Source organism: Serratia sp. CY44782 (assembly GCF_052168715.1).
GTDB classification, from domain to species: domain Bacteria; phylum Pseudomonadota; class Gammaproteobacteria; order Enterobacterales; family Enterobacteriaceae; genus Serratia; species Serratia nevei.
Genome location: NZ_JBJNME010000008.1, coordinates 300115 through 316651, shown reverse-complemented (window position 1 = coordinate 316651; position 16537 = coordinate 300115). Strand labels below are relative to the sequence as shown.

General features: G+C 61.6%; 17 protein-coding genes. 4 read left to right on the top strand and 13 right to left on the bottom strand.

Annotated elements, in window-relative coordinates:
• Window positions 1-174 precede the first annotated feature (174 nt).
• The gene (locus ACJ8HT_RS17535) at window positions 175-1593 is read left to right on the top strand and encodes a serralysin family metalloprotease (RefSeq protein ID WP_197653384.1); all 1419 of its coding nucleotides are present in this window, start codon (window positions 175-177) and stop codon (window positions 1591-1593) included.
• Window positions 1594-1739: 146 nt separating this feature from the next.
• Here ACJ8HT_RS17535 and ACJ8HT_RS17530 read toward each other — a convergent pair whose 3' ends face one another.
• Entirely contained in the window at window positions 1740-1949 is a 210-nt protein-coding gene (locus tag ACJ8HT_RS17530) for a hypothetical protein (RefSeq protein WP_004931526.1), read from the bottom strand.
• Window positions 1950-2106: 157 nt separating this feature from the next.
• On the opposite strand from ACJ8HT_RS17530, the gene ACJ8HT_RS17525 reads away from it, so the two are divergent.
• Entirely contained in the window at window positions 2107-2259 is a 153-nt protein-coding gene (locus ACJ8HT_RS17525; protein WP_197653385.1) for a hypothetical protein, read from the top strand.
• A gap of 23 nt (window positions 2260-2282) precedes the next feature.
• Here ACJ8HT_RS17525 and yniD read toward each other — a convergent pair whose 3' ends face one another.
• On the bottom strand, window positions 2283-2375 hold the full coding sequence (gene yniD / locus ACJ8HT_RS17520; protein WP_016928013.1) for a small membrane protein YniD: 93 nt from the start codon (window positions 2373-2375) through the stop codon (window positions 2283-2285).
• Between the two features lie 335 nt (window positions 2376-2710).
• Here yniD and ACJ8HT_RS17515 point away from each other — a divergent pair, with 335 nt between their 5' ends.
• Window positions 2711-3103, top strand: a complete 393-nt coding sequence (locus ACJ8HT_RS17515) for an ASCH domain-containing protein (protein ID WP_197653386.1) — start codon at window positions 2711-2713, stop codon at window positions 3101-3103.
• Window positions 3104-3107: 4 nt separating this feature from the next.
• On the top strand, window positions 3108-3707 hold the full coding sequence (locus ACJ8HT_RS17510; protein ID WP_126178997.1) for a papain-like cysteine protease family protein: 600 nt from the start codon (window positions 3108-3110) through the stop codon (window positions 3705-3707).
• Window positions 3708-3762: 55 nt separating this feature from the next.
• On the opposite strand, the gene ACJ8HT_RS17505 is transcribed toward ACJ8HT_RS17510, so the two are convergent.
• The 11 genes from ACJ8HT_RS17505 to yebS all read right to left on the bottom strand — a co-directional run bounded on the left by ACJ8HT_RS17505 (window position 3763) and on the right by yebS (window position 16407).
• Complete coding sequence (locus ACJ8HT_RS17505) at window positions 3763-4002, bottom strand: DUF1480 family protein (RefSeq protein WP_197653387.1); 240 nt, start codon at window positions 4000-4002, stop codon at window positions 3763-3765.
• Window positions 4003-4125: 123 nt separating this feature from the next.
• Complete coding sequence (locus ACJ8HT_RS17500) at window positions 4126-5058, bottom strand: Csu type fimbrial protein (protein WP_197653388.1); 933 nt, start codon at window positions 5056-5058, stop codon at window positions 4126-4128.
• An 18-nt stretch (window positions 5059-5076) separates the two neighbouring features.
• Window positions 5077-7524 (bottom strand): fimbria/pilus outer membrane usher protein, encoded by a 2448-nt coding sequence (locus tag ACJ8HT_RS17495; protein WP_376787978.1) that lies wholly within the window; start codon window positions 7522-7524, stop codon window positions 5077-5079.
• Between the two features lie 46 nt (window positions 7525-7570).
• Window positions 7571-8338, bottom strand: a complete 768-nt coding sequence (locus tag ACJ8HT_RS17490; RefSeq protein ID WP_049201714.1) for a fimbrial biogenesis chaperone — start codon at window positions 8336-8338, stop codon at window positions 7571-7573.
• Between the two features lie 21 nt (window positions 8339-8359).
• A complete protein-coding gene (locus ACJ8HT_RS17485; RefSeq protein WP_038882152.1) occupies window positions 8360-8902 on the bottom strand; it encodes a Csu type fimbrial protein in 543 nt (180 codons plus the stop codon).
• Window positions 8896-9399: a Csu type fimbrial protein gene (locus tag ACJ8HT_RS17480; RefSeq protein WP_049201712.1), complete on the bottom strand. Its 504-nt coding sequence runs from the start codon at window positions 9397-9399 to the stop codon at window positions 8896-8898. The genes ACJ8HT_RS17485 and ACJ8HT_RS17480 overlap by 7 nt, the downstream gene beginning before the upstream one ends.
• 2 nt (window positions 9400-9401) lie before the next feature.
• Window positions 9402-9938 carry a Csu type fimbrial protein gene (locus tag ACJ8HT_RS17475; protein ID WP_060440090.1) on the bottom strand — a complete coding sequence of 179 codons (537 nt, stop codon included), beginning with the start codon at window positions 9936-9938 and terminating at the stop codon, window positions 9402-9404.
• 274 nt (window positions 9939-10212) lie between these two features.
• Complete coding sequence (locus tag ACJ8HT_RS17470; RefSeq protein WP_174137153.1) at window positions 10213-10749, bottom strand: Csu type fimbrial protein; 537 nt, start codon at window positions 10747-10749, stop codon at window positions 10213-10215.
• Between the two features lie 272 nt (window positions 10750-11021).
• Complete coding sequence (gene rsmF, locus ACJ8HT_RS17465) at window positions 11022-12458, bottom strand: 16S rRNA (cytosine(1407)-C(5))-methyltransferase RsmF (protein WP_197653389.1); 1437 nt, start codon at window positions 12456-12458, stop codon at window positions 11022-11024.
• Between the two features lie 102 nt (window positions 12459-12560).
• Entirely contained in the window at window positions 12561-15191 is a 2631-nt protein-coding gene (locus ACJ8HT_RS17460; RefSeq protein WP_197653390.1) for a PqiB family protein, read from the bottom strand.
• Window positions 15160-16407 carry a membrane integrity lipid transport subunit YebS gene (gene yebS, locus ACJ8HT_RS17455; RefSeq protein ID WP_197653391.1) on the bottom strand — a complete coding sequence of 416 codons (1248 nt, stop codon included), beginning with the start codon at window positions 16405-16407 and terminating at the stop codon, window positions 15160-15162. The genes ACJ8HT_RS17460 and yebS overlap by 32 nt, the downstream gene beginning before the upstream one ends.
• Window positions 16408-16537: the final 130 nt, after the last annotated feature.

Sequence of the window (16537 nt, the reverse complement as noted above, 5' to 3'; positions counted from 1 at the left end):
AAACGCAATCTGTTCTTCGGTATAACGGGTCTTTTTCATGGCGATGTGCCTCGCTGTGAGAGGGAAGAACGACCGGATACTTCAGTTTAGACTGGTACTGTTTTCAGGGAGGAGATCACAATCCGCCAGTTGGGGCATCCCCCCGATTGAATTGACGAATATGGAGATAAGGTTATGTCATCAAGCAATGCTTCCGTTAAGGCCGAAGGCGTATTAGCCCTGCTGGGCGCTTATAAACCCGATGAAGACGACACCATTACCGTGCTTCATCCGTCGAAAACGTTCGAAAACGCCGGCCTGGAGCTGGTGCGCGGCGATCGCAGTTGGCACGACAAGGGCGTGACCGACACGCCGGTCTCCCTGACCTTCAGCTTCTGGGAAAAGGCGCCGGGCAACATGTCGAGCATGGGCATCAGCGGCTTCAGCAGCTTTAACGCCGAACAGCGCGAGCAGGCCAAACTGTCGTTGCAGTCATGGTCCGACGTAGCCAATATCACCTTTACCGAAACCAGCAACACCGCCGCCGCCAACATCAAATTCGGCCTGTTCGACTACAGCTCGCGTGGCTCCTATGCCTTTGCGTATAACCCGGATACCTCGCCTTCGGTTGCCGGGCAAACCTGGTATAACGCCAAGAACCACACCTTCGTCAACAATCAGATCCATGAGAACGAGTACGGTCGCCAGACCTTCACCCATGAAATCGGCCATGCGCTGGGGCTGCAGCATCCGGGCGACTATAACGCCGCGCCGGGCGTCAGCATCACCTACGGCAAGGACGCGACCTATTTCGAGGACAGCCGCGCCCACAGCGTGATGAGCTATTTCAGCGAAAGCAACACCGGGCAGGACTTTAAAGGCGCGTACTCTTCCGGGCCGCTGCTCAACGACATTACGGCGATCCAGCATTTCTACGGCGCCAACATGAACACCCGCACCGGCGATACGATCTACGGCTTCAATTCCAATACCGATCGCGACTTCCTCACCGCCACCGGCGCGCAGGACAAGATTGTTTTCACCGCCTGGGATGCCGGCGGTAACGACACCTTCGACTTCTCCGGCTTCGGCCAGAATCAGCGCATCAACCTGGATGAAAAAGCGTTCTCGGACGTTGGCGGCCTGAAAGGCAATGTGTCTATCGCCGCAGGCGTGACGATTGAAAATGCCATCGGCGGATCGGGCAACGATGTGCTGGTGGGCAACACCGCCGACAACGTGCTCAAGGGCGGCGCGGGCGATGATGTGCTGTATGGCGGCAAAGGGGCGGATCAGCTGTGGGGCGGCGCCGGCAAGGACACCTTCGTCTATTTCGCTGCGGATGAGTCGACGGCGGCGGCACCGGATTGGATCCGCGACTTCGTGCGCGGTGAAGACAAGATCGATCTGACGCTGTTCAACACCGGCAGCGCGGACGGCATTCGCTTCGTCGATCAGTTCAGCGGCAAGGCGGGTGAAGCGATGCTGAGTTATGACGCGCAAAGTCACGTCAGCGACGTGGCGATCAACCTGGGCGGCGCTTTTGGCGCCAGCGATTTCCTGGTGAAAGTGGTGGGGCAGCCGCTGGATGACGGCGATTTCGTGTTGGCGTAATGCGGGCAACAAAAATAGGGTGTTTTGGGCGAAAACCCGACAATTCCTATTAATTCCGTCATATTAGCGTGACATAGTAGCGCGCAGAAGGCCGGGCTTGCATACCTCGGGCTTCTGTCGGATCGCCAACCTTTTCGGTTGGCGATTCATTTTCCGCCTTTCAGCATGTTGATGGCGGCGCCGAGCAGGATGCGCCGCTCGATATCGTTGCTGTCCGCCAGCTGCCGCGCCAGATGTTTTTCCAGCGTTTCCACCGACAGCGCTTCGCCACGATGGCGCAGCTGCATCACGCCGTCGCCGATCAGGCGTGCGACCTCATCCCACACGGGTTTAATCTCCTGTTCCGAGAACGTCATGGCCTACCTCGGCTGGTTGATTTTTGCCCAATGTAGCAGCTGAACTGCGGCTTCGCTACCGGCCACCCAAAACAGGAAGCATAAAAAACAAGCCATCAGTATTTCTTCTGGTTTTTACGCTCAATACTGGCGGTGTCGAAAAGCAGGAGAAAACATCATGAACTGGGTCGAAACCTTGGCGGAGTACTACCGCCTGAGCCGCACGGGTGAAACGCAACATTGGCTGTGCCGCCGTTGGTTGCCACAGGGGGAGGCGCGTTTGGTTTATTTGCGGGAGCTGCTGGAGCCGACCGCGCCGCGCCGGCGGTGAACAGGGCGCCGGCGCTTTGCGGGCTAGCCGAACGCTATCGCCGCCCAACGCAACAGCAGCAACGCCAGGCAGATCAGCAGCAGCACCACGACCATTTTACTGAGTTTGTTGCCCATGCGTTTTGTCGCCACGTTGCCCCCTTAACTGAGGTACCACCCGCCGACGAGGGTGATGAGGAAAAGCGTCACCAGGGCGACGCCGTTGAGTAAATCGCTGAAGGTATCGTCAGCATTGATGTCGTCTTGTCGCATGTTGCCGCCTGGCGGTTGCCATTGGGTGAATAATGTCCACAGTATGCGCCCGGTTGCGCGGCAGGCACAGCGAAGAACGGTAAAAACTCGTAAAGGCGGCGGTGGCGGAACGCGCAGTCGCGCCTGCGACGGATGCAGACGGCCGGCAATACGTTGTACTATCCTGTCTGCATTGATGCATTTTTCCAAAAGGTATAATCATGGCGACGGCAATTCCACAGAAATACGAGCACCTTGAGCGCTGGGCGTTCGGCGACACCGAGCAGCAGGCCGATGAAGTGGTGCAATTGATCCTCAATGGCACCAAAACGGCCACCTGTTCCAACCTGGACGGCGAAGGGATCCCGCAGGCCGGCGATCTGTTCCTGGTGGTGGACGGCAAAGGTGAACCGGTCTGCGCGGTTGAACTGACCGCGGTGGAAATGAAAACCTACGATCAGGTCGATGAAGCGCACGCCTTTGCCGAAGGCGAGGGCGATCGTTCGCTGGCGCATTGGCGCAAAGAGCTGCAGCGCTTCTTCGAAGAGTACGATTTGTTCTCGACGGACATGACGCTGGTGCTGATGAATTTCAAAGTCGTCGACAAGTTCTAAACAGATGCGCGCCGTTCCCTACGAATGCCAGTGGGCGAGCCCGGAGTTGGCCGCCGATCTGATCGCCGGCCGCGCTACGCTGGCGCAGGACGAGAATTGGGCGCGCAGCGGCGCCCGCGATCGGGCGGAGTACGTCGAGTGGGCTAACCACGTGTGCGGCATGGCCTGCCTGAAAATGGTGCTGGGCCACCGCGACGGCGAAGCGCCGCCGCTGCTGGAGCTGGCGCGGCGCAGCCTGCCTTACGGTGCCTATGTGCGCGAGGGGGAGCGGATCAAAGGGCTGATTTACGCGCCGTTCGTCGAGTACGTGCGCGAGCAGTTCGCGCTGCAAGCGGAGGTGAAGGTGGGGCTGGAGGCTGCCGATGTGTCGGCGCTGTTCAGCGCATGCCGCTACTTTATCGCCTCGGTGCATCCTTCCATCCGCCGGCCCGAGAGCGAGCCGCCGCAGCGAGGCGGGCATCTGGTGCTGATCACCGCCGCCGATGCGCAAAGCGTGACCTTCCACAACCCTTCGGGCGACAGCCCGGCGACGCGCGAGCGGGTACAGCTGCCACTCAGCCGATTCGCCCCTTTCTTTGCCGGCCGCGGCATCGCCATCGCATAAAAAAACGCGCTGTTTCCGATGAAAGCAGCGCGTCGTCAGCAGATTTGGCGTGTTTTCATGCCAGCCGCATCACCCAGGCGTCCGCCTGTCGATCGTAGTGCTGCTTGTACAGCAACGACTGTTTGCCATCAAGGATCGCTGGAATGCTGGTGTGTTCATCCCAGCCGTCCAACTGCATACACAGGTCCGGATCGGACTTGCAGGGAATGCTCAGGGTGCCGGCGCGGTCGGCGCCGGGGTGAAGATGCGCGTCATCGACCTCGAAGCTGCCAATTTTTACGACGGTTTTGCTCATGGGAACTCCTTGCTCAATGATGTGGTAGGAGGTTAGACCAGTAAGGCCATCGGTATGAGCATAGCCAAATGAGCAAAAAATGCCACATAAAAAATACATTCTGGCAACATTCTTCCGGCCAGACTAATAGGTCACGACATAGCTGACGTTATCCTGATAGGTACCGACCGGCACTTCGGTCTGCGCCGGATTGATGGCGGCGGTAAAGGGAATGCTTTGCGCCAGGCCGGTGCCGGTGCCGCTTTGCGCGTTGGTGCTGCTCCACACGGTGCTGGTGTTGGGCAGGTAGATCTGATACTGCAGGAAGTTGCTGGTGCCGCTGAGCATTCGCCGCCAACCGGTGATGGGGTTGTTGCCGTTGGTAAAGTAGGAGCTGTATGACTGGGATTTGGTGCAGGTCAGGGTGATGCTCTGGTTGATCGGGTTGAATTGCCCCACCAGCGCCATGCTGCCGAAGTTGACGTTGTTGGCGGTATTGATCAAGCAGCTTTTGGTGATGACCGCGGTGACGGTCACGGTGCTGGGCTGGTTGGTGCCGTCCCACCAAAGGCACAGGCCTATCAGCCCTATGCCGCAAATATGGTAGTTCCACACCAGGTTGATGGTGTCGGTATAGGTGCCGGCGCTGACGTTCGCACCCGCCACGGTTTTGATGTACACCGGAAAGTTGACGTTGGAAGAGATCAGGATCAGCGACAGCAGGTTCAGCGAGCTGTAGTCGATGGTCTGGCCGACGCTGTAGGGATATTGGTAGTTGGCATCCGGGTAGATGAGATAGGAAATTTTATCGCCGGAGCCGTTGCCGTTCAGCAGGGCCATATTGTTGGTGGTGGAGGCGATCTTGACCGTAACGGTGTTTTGCGTCAACAGATTGAGCCCCAGCCCGGTACAGTTGAGCCCGGCGGTACCCTGGGCGCTGATCTGGCCGTTGTAGACGGCGAAGGAGTTGCTGCTGGGCAGGGTCACCGTGCCGTTGGTGGTGGCGCAGTCCGCCAGCGCGCGTTGCCCGCACAGCAGCAGCAGCGCCGCCAAAAGAATTTTCACTTGCCGATACATCGTTCTTCTCTCCGTGTGTTATTGGCAGACGAGGGGACCGACGCGCTGTAGCCCCTGCGGATTGGCCAGGCTGAAGCTGACCTGGCACGGCGCGCCGCCGTCGGCTGGGATCACGCTCAGCCGGTTGTGCTGCTGCACCGGGTCGATATAGGTCATGCCATCCCACCCGACATAGCTTTGTTGATTGCTGCCGATCACCGCCACCTGGCTGCCGTTGGCCAGCGGTTTGCCTTGCGCATCGACCAGCTCCACGTCGGCGGCGGAAAGGCGCTGGACGGGGAATTCGACCAGGTAGCCGCTGTGATCGCGAATGGCGACGGTTTTTTCGACCGACGGCAAATTGACGTCCGCCGGCAGATTGAGCGGATCAATCTGGAATTTGGCGTGGTAATACGAAGTGACGGTGGGCACCAACAGGTAGCCTTTGTCATTGGTGACGCCGATGCGCTGGTTCTCGTAGCTGACCGGAATGCCGGCATAGCCGTTGGTCGAGACCAGGGCAAAGGCGTCGTTGATGGTGTTGGTGGCGTATACGCCGCCGTTCATCGCCACCAGCGAACCGCTGACTTCGCCCCAGCGGGTGTAATCGTTACGGTTGCCGTACAGCCCGGCGCGGGTTTCCAACAGCGAGGTGCGCCAGGTCAGGTCCGCCTGGCGGTAATCGCTGGCGCTGCCTTGACCGCCGGCGTAGGCCAGGTTCCAGCCGAAACCGCCGTCGGTCGGCGCGGCGCGGCTGTACGCGACGCGTTCGCTCCAGCGGTTGCCGGCGTCGCGGGCGGTACTGACGTTAGCGGTGCCCCAGGCATCGAACGGAATGCTGATCTGCAGCTGCGAGCTGTAGCCGTCGCCGCCGATCTCGCGGTTCGCCGAGGCGTACAGGCTGATATTGCGCCACAGCGTCAGGCTGTACGACAGGTTGACCAGGCGGGTGCGTTGTCCGATGGCGTCGCGCACGTCGAAATAACCAGCGCCCAGGCTGCCGAAGCGGCTCAGGCCGATGCTGCCGGTCAGTTGATCGGTGCGGCGGCTCAGGCGGTAGCTGCTCTTGTAGGTGGAGAGGTCGCCGAAGTCCGCGCTGCGCAGTACCCGTTGGGCATTGAGGCTGAAATATTGGTTGCTGTAGGTATAGCTCAGGCTGGTCTGATCGCCGTGGCGGCCGGTGTACTGATAAACCGGCCCGGCATCCGGTTGTTGTACCGGTTGGCCGGTGGTCGGATCGTAATAAAGGGGCGTGACCGGCGGGGCGTTGAAGGCATCGCTGCCCGCCTGGCTGTAACTGTAGGAGGCGTTGAGGACCCCTAGCTGCCCCAGGCGCACGCCCGCGCCGGCGCCGGTGACCGCCAGCTCAGCCGCGCCTTCCGCCCGCCCTTCGAGCGTCAACCAATCAGTGACGCCGTAACGCCCACTGCCGCTGGCCACCCATTGGCCGTAGTCTGCAGAGCGGTAGCCGTAATTTTGACGCAGCGCCCCTGCCGACAGGCTGAAATCGCTTAGCCCGGCCTGCAGCAGCGAGCTGGCGACATAGAACGGCACCGTGGTGCTGATCTGGCGGCCGAGCGCGTCGGTGGTGACCACCGTCGCCTGGCCGGCGCCGTTGATGTAAGGCACGGTATTCAGGGTGAACGGGCCGGGGTTCACGCTGACGGAGGTATTCTTGTAGCTGTTGATGTACAGGTCGACGCTGCTCGGCACGGCGGCCTGGCCGGAGAACTGCGGCAGCGGATAGGTAATCAGATCCGGCCGCGTGGCGAAGTTGCGCGCCACCTGCAGGCCGCCGATGCGCACCGAACTGGTCCAGGGCAGCGAGCCGGTCGTGAGATCGCCGGCGGTATAGCTGAGCATGGTGTCGTCGTCGCTGTAGCGCCAGCTGCTGTCGTAGCGGATATAGCGATTGTTCTGCTGTGCGGCGGTCTCGCCGTTGAAGCTGCTGCGGAAAATGCCGGTGTTGGCGATAACGCCGAAGCCGTCGAACAGCCGCTGTTCGCTCCAAGCGGAAAAATAGCCCGGATTGCCGCGCCCGCCGCTCTGGCTGACGTAGGCGTCGTAATTCAGCAAGAAGCCCAGGCTGCTTTGCGCCGGCAACCGCTGTTCCGGGTTGGCGTCGCCGAGGGTTTGTTTGGGCAGCCAGTCGTTGGGTACCGAGATCAACAGCTGCTGCGTTTCGCCGCTGTAGGTGACGTCGACCTTATCCAATTGATCGACGGCGATCTCTTTCGCTTGCTTGTCCGCCACCGGCAGGCCGGCGTCGCTCAGTTGCTGCGGCGTCAAATAGTAGTGGCCGCTGCGGTAGGTGACTGGCACCACTTTGCCGGTCTGGCGGCCGTTCACCACCGGCTCCAGATACAGCGTGGTGTCCGGCATGCTGATGGCGCTGGGCGGCGGTGGAAGGTCGTCGGCGGCGGCGTGCGGCGGCCACAGCTCCACCGCCATACAAAGTACGGCCAGGGCCAGCGGCTTGAGCTGCATGCCGCGCGTGGCCGGCGACGAGATCCGCTTCACCTGCACCTCAGGCTCAGTAAGACGGAATGGTTACGGGTTGCTTATTGTCATTGACCATCGCCTGCAGCTTGCCGGCGGCGAAACTGCCCGAAGGCGGCAGGGCAAAGCGCATTTGCGAACCCGGCAGCACATAGCCCAGCAGCCCGTTGTTGAGCGGCTTGCCCTGGATGCTGACCTGCGACAGGCGGGCGTGCACGATGCCGTCGTTGCGCACGTCGAGCCAGCGCTGGCTGTTTTGCTGCAGCAGCCGGTAGCTGAGCTTCGGCTGGTTGGCGGTGGCATAGTCGCGCGGGTGTTCGAAGTCTTGCTTGGTCCAGACGCCTTTGCCGCTGACGAACAGCGGCACCGAATAACGCATCTGGAATTTCAGCCCCATCTGCGCACCCTTGTCGGGCGCTGCGCCGTCTTTATCCTTGATGGGCACTTCGTCAACCAGTATCCGGTAAGCCCGTTCTTGCCCGGCGGCGACCGGGGTCTGCTTGATCAGGCGAATCAGCTGGCGTTTGCCGGGGAGAATGGTGGCGACCGGCGGGCTGGCGACCACTTCGCTCTGGTTGCGGTAGTCGTCCTTACCGCCGGTTTGTTGCCAGCCGAGCACGCGGATCTGCATATAGACCGGTTTGCTGTCGCGGTTTTCCAGCCACAGGGCCGTCGCCTGCTGGTTGTCTTCAATCGCCGGATCGATAGGCCAAATCAGAATGGAGGCGGCGGCGAAGGCCTGCGGTTGACCGGCTAACAGCAATCCTGCCAGCAGGGGCAGGCGGAGCAGAGTACTACGCATAATGTGATCCTTTTTAAAAGCTCAATAACTCACCGTCACTAAGACCGTATCGTTGTAGGTGCCGCTGGTGGGCAAGGTGCTGCTCGCCATTAAACTGGCGTAGATTTTTATTTCTTGCGTACTGCCGGTGGAGGAGACGGTTTGGACGGCGCCGCCGTTGCCGCCGTCGCCCCACAAAACGGCGTAGTTGGCATCCTGGTAGAGCTGGTAAACCAGCGTTTCCGAGGTCACCGAGTTCAACAGTTTTCGCCCGCCGGCGATGGAGCCGGTGACGTTATTGCCGACGTTCAATCCCAGGGTGACGCTGAGCCCGGGATTGCAGCGGATCAAAATGGAGCCCGCGCCGGCGCTAGAGACGATTTTTATCGGGCTGCTCAAGGACGCCACCTGGCCGAAGCTCATGCTGCCGAACGAGGTAACGTTGGTGACGCCGCTGCCGAGCACGCAGCCTTTGATGATCGAAGCGTTGACCGTGAAGCCCTGGCTGACGGTGTCGGCACGGGCCGTCGGGGCGCCGATCAGCGCCGCCAGCAGCAGGGTGCGCAGCGTTCCGTTAATCACCAATTTATCGTCACCTGCACCGTATCCGTATAGTTGCCCGTCGCCGGCGTCGTTTGTACCGGGATCATGCCGTACACCGGCAGCCAGACGCTTTGGCCGGTGGCGGTCTGGGTGACGCCGGTGACGTTATCCCAGACGGTGGCGTAGCTGGCGCTGGTATACAGGTTGTAGTTCACGCGGGCGCCCGCCGCGCTTTGCAGATAGCGCGCGGCGGTATTGCCGCTCTGTCCGCCGCTGAGCAGCACCGTGTAACTGGTGCCGTTGTTGCAGTTGATCTGCAGTGCGCCGGCGTTCGCCTGGCCGGTCACCTTTATCGCCGTATTGAGGAAATAGACCGTGCCGAAGTTAAAGGTGCCGAACGTGGTGTTGCCGCCGCTGGTGGTGCCCGCGACGCAGGACTTGACCAGGGTGGCGCTGACGCCCACCGTCGCGGTGCTGACGTCGGCGCGGCAAATGCCCGCCAACGACAGCAGCATGCAGGTGACGGCCAGGCGCGTCATGTTTACCAGGTGACGGTCATGGTGACGGTATCGCTGTACGCACCGGCCGCCGGGGTGGTGCCTGCCGCAGGTACCAGGCCGTAGACGATCAGTGGCACCGCCGAACCGGTGCCGGTACCGGTCAGCACGCCGGTGGTGCTGTTCCACGGCACGGCGTGGGCGCTGTCCTGGTAGAGGTTATAGCTGATATAGGCCGGTACGCTGCTGGCCATGCGCCGCTGGCTGCCGGTGGCATTGAGGCCGTTGTCCAGCGCTACGGTATAGTTGGTGCCGGTAGTGCAGTTCAGCCCCAGCGTGCCGGTGCCGCCGCTGCCGGTGGCGCTGGCGGTGATGACGTTAGCCAGTGAGGAGTAGGTGCCGAAGCTGATGGAGCCGAAGCTGTTGGTGGTGCCGGAGCTGGTGCCGCCGGTGACCACGCAGCCGGCGCCGATGGTCAGGGTTACGCCCAGCGTGCCCTGAATGGTGCCCGCCGCGTAGGAGGTGCCAGAGGCGCACAGCAGAAGCGCTGCCGAGGTTAATGCCGCCAGAGTCTTTTTCATCGTGGTTCCTTGCCGTAGTAGAGAAGCCTGCCAAAAAGCCCGAAAAATGAGTCAAATGCATTAATCTATTTACAGATTAATTAATAGAATAAGAACGTGAGAATGTCGCGCTAAAAGATTAAAAACTTTATTTATTTTTAACCGCGGTCGCAGGTTCGCTGCGGCGGCTGTGTCACCGGGCATGAACACTAAGGGGATATTGATAAGGCGGGTGGGAATATTATTACTTAATGAATAACGGAGCGCACTGACGGCGCTCCGTTGACGATGGAACTCACCAGGTGACGGTCATGGTGACGGTGTCGCTGTACGCACCGGCCGCCGGGGTCGTTCCCGCGGCAGGCACCAGGCCGTAAACGATCAGCGGCACCGCCGATCCGGTGCCGGTGCCGGTCAGCACGCCGGTGGTGCTGTTCCACGGCAGGGCGTGAGCGCTGTCCTGATAAAGGTTGTAGCTGATGTAGGCCGGCACGCTGCTGGCCATGCGCCGCTGGCTGCCGGAGGCGTTGAGACCGTTGTCCAGCGCTACGGTATAGTTGGTGCCGGTAGTGCAGTTCAGCCCCAGCGTGCCGGTGCCGCCGCTGCCGGTGGCGCTGGCGGTGATGACGTTGGCCAGCGACGAGTAAGTCCCGAAGCTGATCGAACCAAAGTCGTTGGTGGTGCCGGAACTGTTGCCGCCGGTGACCACACAGCCGGCGCCGATGGTGATCGTCACGCCCAGCGTGCCCTGAATGGTGCCCGCTGCGTTGGCTGTGCCACTGATGCACAGCAGAGGTGCTACCGAGGTCAAAACCATCAGAGTTTTATTCATCATGATTCCTTGCCGTGTCAGAGAAAGCCCGCAAAAACGCCACCCAGAGCTGAGTTGAACGCATTAATTTACTTACATTTAAATTAATAGGATAAGAACGCGAAATTGTCTTGATCAAAGGCCAAAAACTTTTTTCTTTTCCGGCGGGAAAATACGGACGGGGAGGCGGAATAGTGCAACTTGGAAATGATTAGAATAATAACGAATGTCGGTAGGAATATTATTAACGTTATTTTGGTGCCGGGGAATGCGGCTCCCCGGCACCAAATCGATCACAGGTGAAAATCCAGCGCTCCGTCACGCACCAGCTCGCGCGGCAGGTTGTTCTTGATGCGGCTGCCGATGCGCTTGGCGATGCCCAGCGGCTGGCCCTGGTAGGTGACGATGCATTCATCGCCGGCCGGCGGCTGCTCCGGGTAGAGATCGCGGCCGTGATACCACTCTTGCGCCAGCGCGGCGTCCAGCTCGAAATGCGTTTTGCCGCCGGTGCCGGCCAGCGCGATCGCCGCCTCGTGCTGCCAGCGGAAACCTTTCGGGAAACGTTCCGCCAGCTTGAGGCCGATACGTGAGAAGCGCACTTTACCGAACAGCGGTTCCAGCTCGGCCGGGAACAGCCAGAGCTCCTTGTCGCGTTCCCACAGCCGGCTGTCATCGCCCCAGGTTAAGCCGGATGCGGCGGCGGCTTGGGCGACCAGCGCCGCCTCTTTGCCGGACAGAGGGCTGAACGGGAATTTACCCACCTTGTAGGTCGGCTTCGCCAACGGCGCCACGGCGCGCTGTTTGCGCAGGCGGGCGACGAAAAAGCCTTCGCTGTCGTAAATCTGCGGGAAGACGTGCAGGAAGCCTTCGGCGGTCAGCGCCTTGTCGGCGCCGGGGAACAGCGCACCCAGCGGCTCGACGCTGACCGCGTCGCCGTAGGTGTCCAGCAGCCAGTGCACCACCTGCTGGTTTTCCTGCGCATTGAGCGTGCAGGTGGAGTACACCATCACGCCGCCCGGCGCCAGCGCATGAAAAGCGCTGTCGATCAGTTCGCGTTGGGTGGCGGCGATTTCGGCCACGCTCTGTGGCGACCAGTTGCTCATGGCGTCCGGATCCTTGCGCACCACGCCTTCGCCGGAGCAGGGGGCATCGAGCAGAATGGCATCGAAGCTCTCCGGCAGCGCGGCGCCGAACACCCGGCCGTCGAAGTGGGTCAGCGCGGCGTTCTTCACCCCGCAGCGGCTGATATTGGCATGCAGCACTTTTACCCGGCTGGCGGAGTATTCGTTGGCGACGATGCCGCCCTGATTGCTCATCAACGCGGCGATCTGGGTGGTTTTGGAGCCTGGCGCCGCCGCCATGTCCAGCACCCGATTCGGCACTGTGCCGCCCGAGAACAGCGCGCTGACCGGCAGCATTGAACTGGCCTCCTGAATGTAGAACAGGCCGCTCAGGTGTTCGGCGGCGCTGCCCAGACGCAGTTCTTCATCGTCGCGCTCGATCCAGAACCCTTCCGCGCACCAGGGGATGGGTTCCAGTCGCCAGTCGTAATCCTGCACCAGCGCCAGGAAGTCGGCGACGCTGATTTTCAGCGTGTTGACGCGCAGGCTGCGGCGCAGCGGGCGCTGGCAGGCGGCGATAAAATCTTCCATCGCCAGCTCGGCGGGCATGATGGCGCGGGTGGCGTCAAGGAAAGCGGGGGGCAGAAAAACGGCGGTGGATTTGGCCACGGGGCGAACTCTCAGGGTGCAATAAAGACAAGGGCGTGAGTTTATCACAAAGCGGAAAAAAACAGGGCCCGGCAATGCCGGGCCCTGAGGAAAATGCGAAATTTAATCGCGCGGAATGGCGGTGCCCCAGGTTTTCCAGTCCTTCGGCTCTTCCGGATTCAGCAGGAAGTGTTTGTTCGGCGTCGCTTTCGGCGCCAGCGGAATGGTCGGCGGCGTGGCGAAGGCGATACCGCCGCGGATGAACTGCTGGAAGGTGCCGCTCTTGATCACGCCGCCGGTCAGGCCGAACTGCAGGTTGTACCCCGAAGCCAGCCAGAACACGCTGTTGTTGCGCACCAGATGCTGATACTTCTTGCTGATGCGCAGCGCGACGTGCACCCGGTCTGACATGGCGCCCAGGTAGAAGCCGGTGATGGTGCCGACCTCTACGCCGCGGAACAGCACCGGCGTGCCGATCTGCAGCGAGCCGGTTTCGGCGGCGTCGAGCACCACGCTCAGGCCGTCGAGATAGCGTGAGTCGGTGATGCTGGCCTGCTGCAGCTCGAAGGTGCGCAGCTCGCGGCCGCGCCCCGGCTCCACGTTGATATAAGGCTGGAGCAGGGTATCGAGGTTGCTGACGCCGGCGGCGGAGATCTCCGGCGAAACGATCGAGAAGCGGCTACCCAGGCGCGCGAAGGTCTGCACGTATTCCGGATACAGCACCGCTTTGGCCAACACTTCGTTGCGCTCTGGCGCCAGCTGCAGCGACTCCACCTGGCCGACGTCGATGCCGAGGTAGCGCAGCGGCATGCCTGCCGACAGCTTGCTGGCGTCGTAGGTTTTCAACGTGATTTGGCTGCCCACCGCGCGAGCGGCGGTTTCGCTGGCGTACAGCACGCGGTTGGCGCCCTTGTTAAGCGTCACGCCTTGCAGGTTGTCGAAGCTGATGGCACCTTTCAGCGCGCGGTTAAGCGGCGAAGCCTGTACCGTCAGCCCGCTGCCGTTGAGCTGCACCTTGGCGCCGCCTTCGGCCCAGAAGATGCTTTCGCGGGTCAGCAGCTTGCGGTATTCCGGGCTGATGTAGACGTCCACCTCAAACTCGTTGGCCTTTGGTCGCACGTTGACGATTTCGCCCACCTGGAATTTGCGATACAGCACCACCGAGCCGGCCTGCACGTCCGGCAGGCTGGTGGCGCTGAGGGTCAGGGTGGTGGCCGGGGCGTTGCCGACGATGCCTTCCTCGGCTTTCTCGCTGTTGGCGTACAGCGGGTATTGGCCGCCCGGTTCCCCCTTGCTGCCGGGAATAATGCGCACGCCGCCGTCTACCCACTCCTGGGCGCTGGCGCCGAGCACTTCCATGCCGTCGATGCCCAGCTTGACGTCGAGGCGGCTGTTGACCACGAATTTGCTGTCTTTGTGCAGCAGGCCGCGATATTGGGCGTCGATGGCGGCGGTGAACACCACGCCGCCGGCGGTCAGGGTGCGGCTCAGGATCTGGCCGACTTTCACGCCGTGCACCACCAGCGGCTGCCCCACGTCGATGCCGTAGCTTTGCGGCGCATTCAGCGTGACGGTCAGCACGCCAGGCTGTTGCAACAGCGTCTCGCTGCTGTCCAGCACGTTGAAGCGCTGCTGCGGTTCGCCTTCACCTGGCACCAGCTCCAGCGTGGTGCCGGTCAGCAGCTGGCTGAGCTTGGCGTCGTTGAGGCTGATGCGCGGGCTGCGCATCACGATGCGAGTGCCGCTGCGCATCAGATCGACCACCGAAGGATCGATGGTCAGTTCACCGACCACTTTGCTGTCCTGCTGCAACGTCAGCTTGGTCAGGGTGCCGACCTGCAGCCCCTGGTACATCAGCGGCGTGCGGTTTTCACTCAGGTTGTTGCCGCTAGGCAGATCCAGCAGGATATTGACGCCGCGCTGGCTGTGGGCCAGATCCGGATACAGGGTATAGTTCTGATCCCCTTTGGCCTGCTGACTGTCTGCTGGCGAGTCGAAGGCGATGGCGCCGTTGACCAGCGCCGCCAGGCTCTCCATTTGTACCGTGGCGCCGGACAGGCTGAAATCGCCCTTGAAGCCGGAGACGTTCCAGAAGCGGCTGCTGTTTTTCACCAGATGGGCGAAGCGGCGGTCGATCAGCACGTCGATGGTCACGCCCTTGTTGCCTTCGCTGATGGTGTAGTCGTATACCTTGCCGACCGGGATTTTACGGTAGTAGACCAGCGAGCCGCTGTTGAGCGAGCCCAGATCGTCGGCGTGCAGGTGGATCATCAGCTCGCCGGTGTTCAGGCGGTATTTCGGCTGGGTATCGAGCGCGGCGAAGTGGGTTTGCGCCTTGCCGCTGCCGGGCATCATGCCGATATAGTTGCCGCCGACCAGCGCATCGAGCCCGGAGACCCCGGCCAGCGAGGCTTTGGGCGTCACCAGCCAGAACTGGGTGCCTTCGCGCAGCGAGTCTTCCAGATCGCTTTTGATGCTGGCTTCTACCACGATGCTGCGCAGATCCTTGCTCAGGCTGATCTTCTGCACCGTGCCGACGTCAACGCCCTGGTAGCGCACCGGCGTGCGGCCGGCGACGATGCCCGCCGCCGATTGGAAATCGATGGTGACGGTGGTGCCGCGCTCCTGGAAATTGTTATAGACCAGCCACCCGGCGATCAGCAGGGCGATGAACGGCAGTAACCAGAACGGTGAAATGCGGCGCTTGTTCTTGACCCGCGCTTCAGTCGGTGTAGTCGGCGTTTCCTGTTGCATGTGCATCCCAAATCAATCGGCTATCCAGCCACTCAACGGCAAGAATAGTCAAAATGACCGCCGAGCCAAAGTAAAACGCGGCCGGTCCCATAGTAAAAGATAACAGCTGGTCGCGGTTTACCAGCGACATCATCAAGGCGATAACGAACAGATCCAGCATCGACCAGCGGCCGATCCAGGTGACCAGGCGCAGCAGACGAATGCGCGTCTTCAGGCTGTGCGAGGTTTTGAAGTGAATGCTGAACAGCAGCGTGATCAGCACGATCACCTTGGTAAAGGGCACCAGCACGCTGGCGATGAACACGATGGCGGCGATCGGGACGTTGCCGGAGGTGGCCAGCGAGACCACGCCGGAGAAGATGGTGTCTTCGAGCCGTGCGCCGTTGGCGTAAATGATGGAAATCGGCAGCAGGTTGGCCGGTATCAGCAGGATCATCGCTGCGATCAGCGCCGCCCAGGTTTTCTGCAGGCTGTAAGGCTGGCGGTGGCACATTGGCACGTGGCAGCGCGGGCAGCGGCCGCGCGCGTCGGGGTAGCCGGTATAGTGGCAGGACAGGCAAATATGCAGCGCCGTCGGCGGGCCTTCCGGCTGCTCCTGCGGGTAGTAACGCTCCCACAGCTGCTCCAGGTTGGCGTGGATCAGCGTCAGGATGCTGAGCAGGGTGAGCGACAGGTAGGCGATCAGCGCGCTGCCCGCCTGGATGTCGGCATAATCCTGCACCTTAATCGCCGCCACCGCCATGCCGATCAGATAGATGTCCAGCATCACCCACTCTTTCAGCCGCTCCAACATCAGCAGCACCGGGCGCAGGTTCATGCCGAGCGCGTGGCCGAAGCGCAGGTAGAGCAGCGACAGCGCCAGCGTCAGCGGGGCGCCGAGGGTACAGAATGCCACCATGCTGGCGGTCAGCGGATCGCCCTGACGGCTCATCTGCCAGATGCCCTCCAGCAAACTGGCGTCGATGCGCGTGCCGAGCAGGCGGATGCTGATCAGCGGTTCGGTGAAGGCGAACGGCATCAGCAGCAGCATGGCGATCGCCATGGCGGTCAGGCGCGTCATCGACCAGTCGCGGCCGCTCACCACCTTGGCGTTGCAGCGCGGGCAATAGGCGGCCTGATTGCCGCTGAGCGGCGGCAGCACGAACAGCAGGTCGCACTCGCAGCAGCGCTGGTGGCGCGCTTTGGAAAGGGGGGCGGTGATCGCGTGTATTTTCATCTTTGACAAGTAGCTGCCCTTGAGCCCGCCGGAACTGTCAGCGTAGCTGAAAAATAAACCGGCCGCGTCACCGGCGATCGGGCGCCGGACGGTAAAACGAGGTAAACCGGGATTCTGAGCGGCAAACATA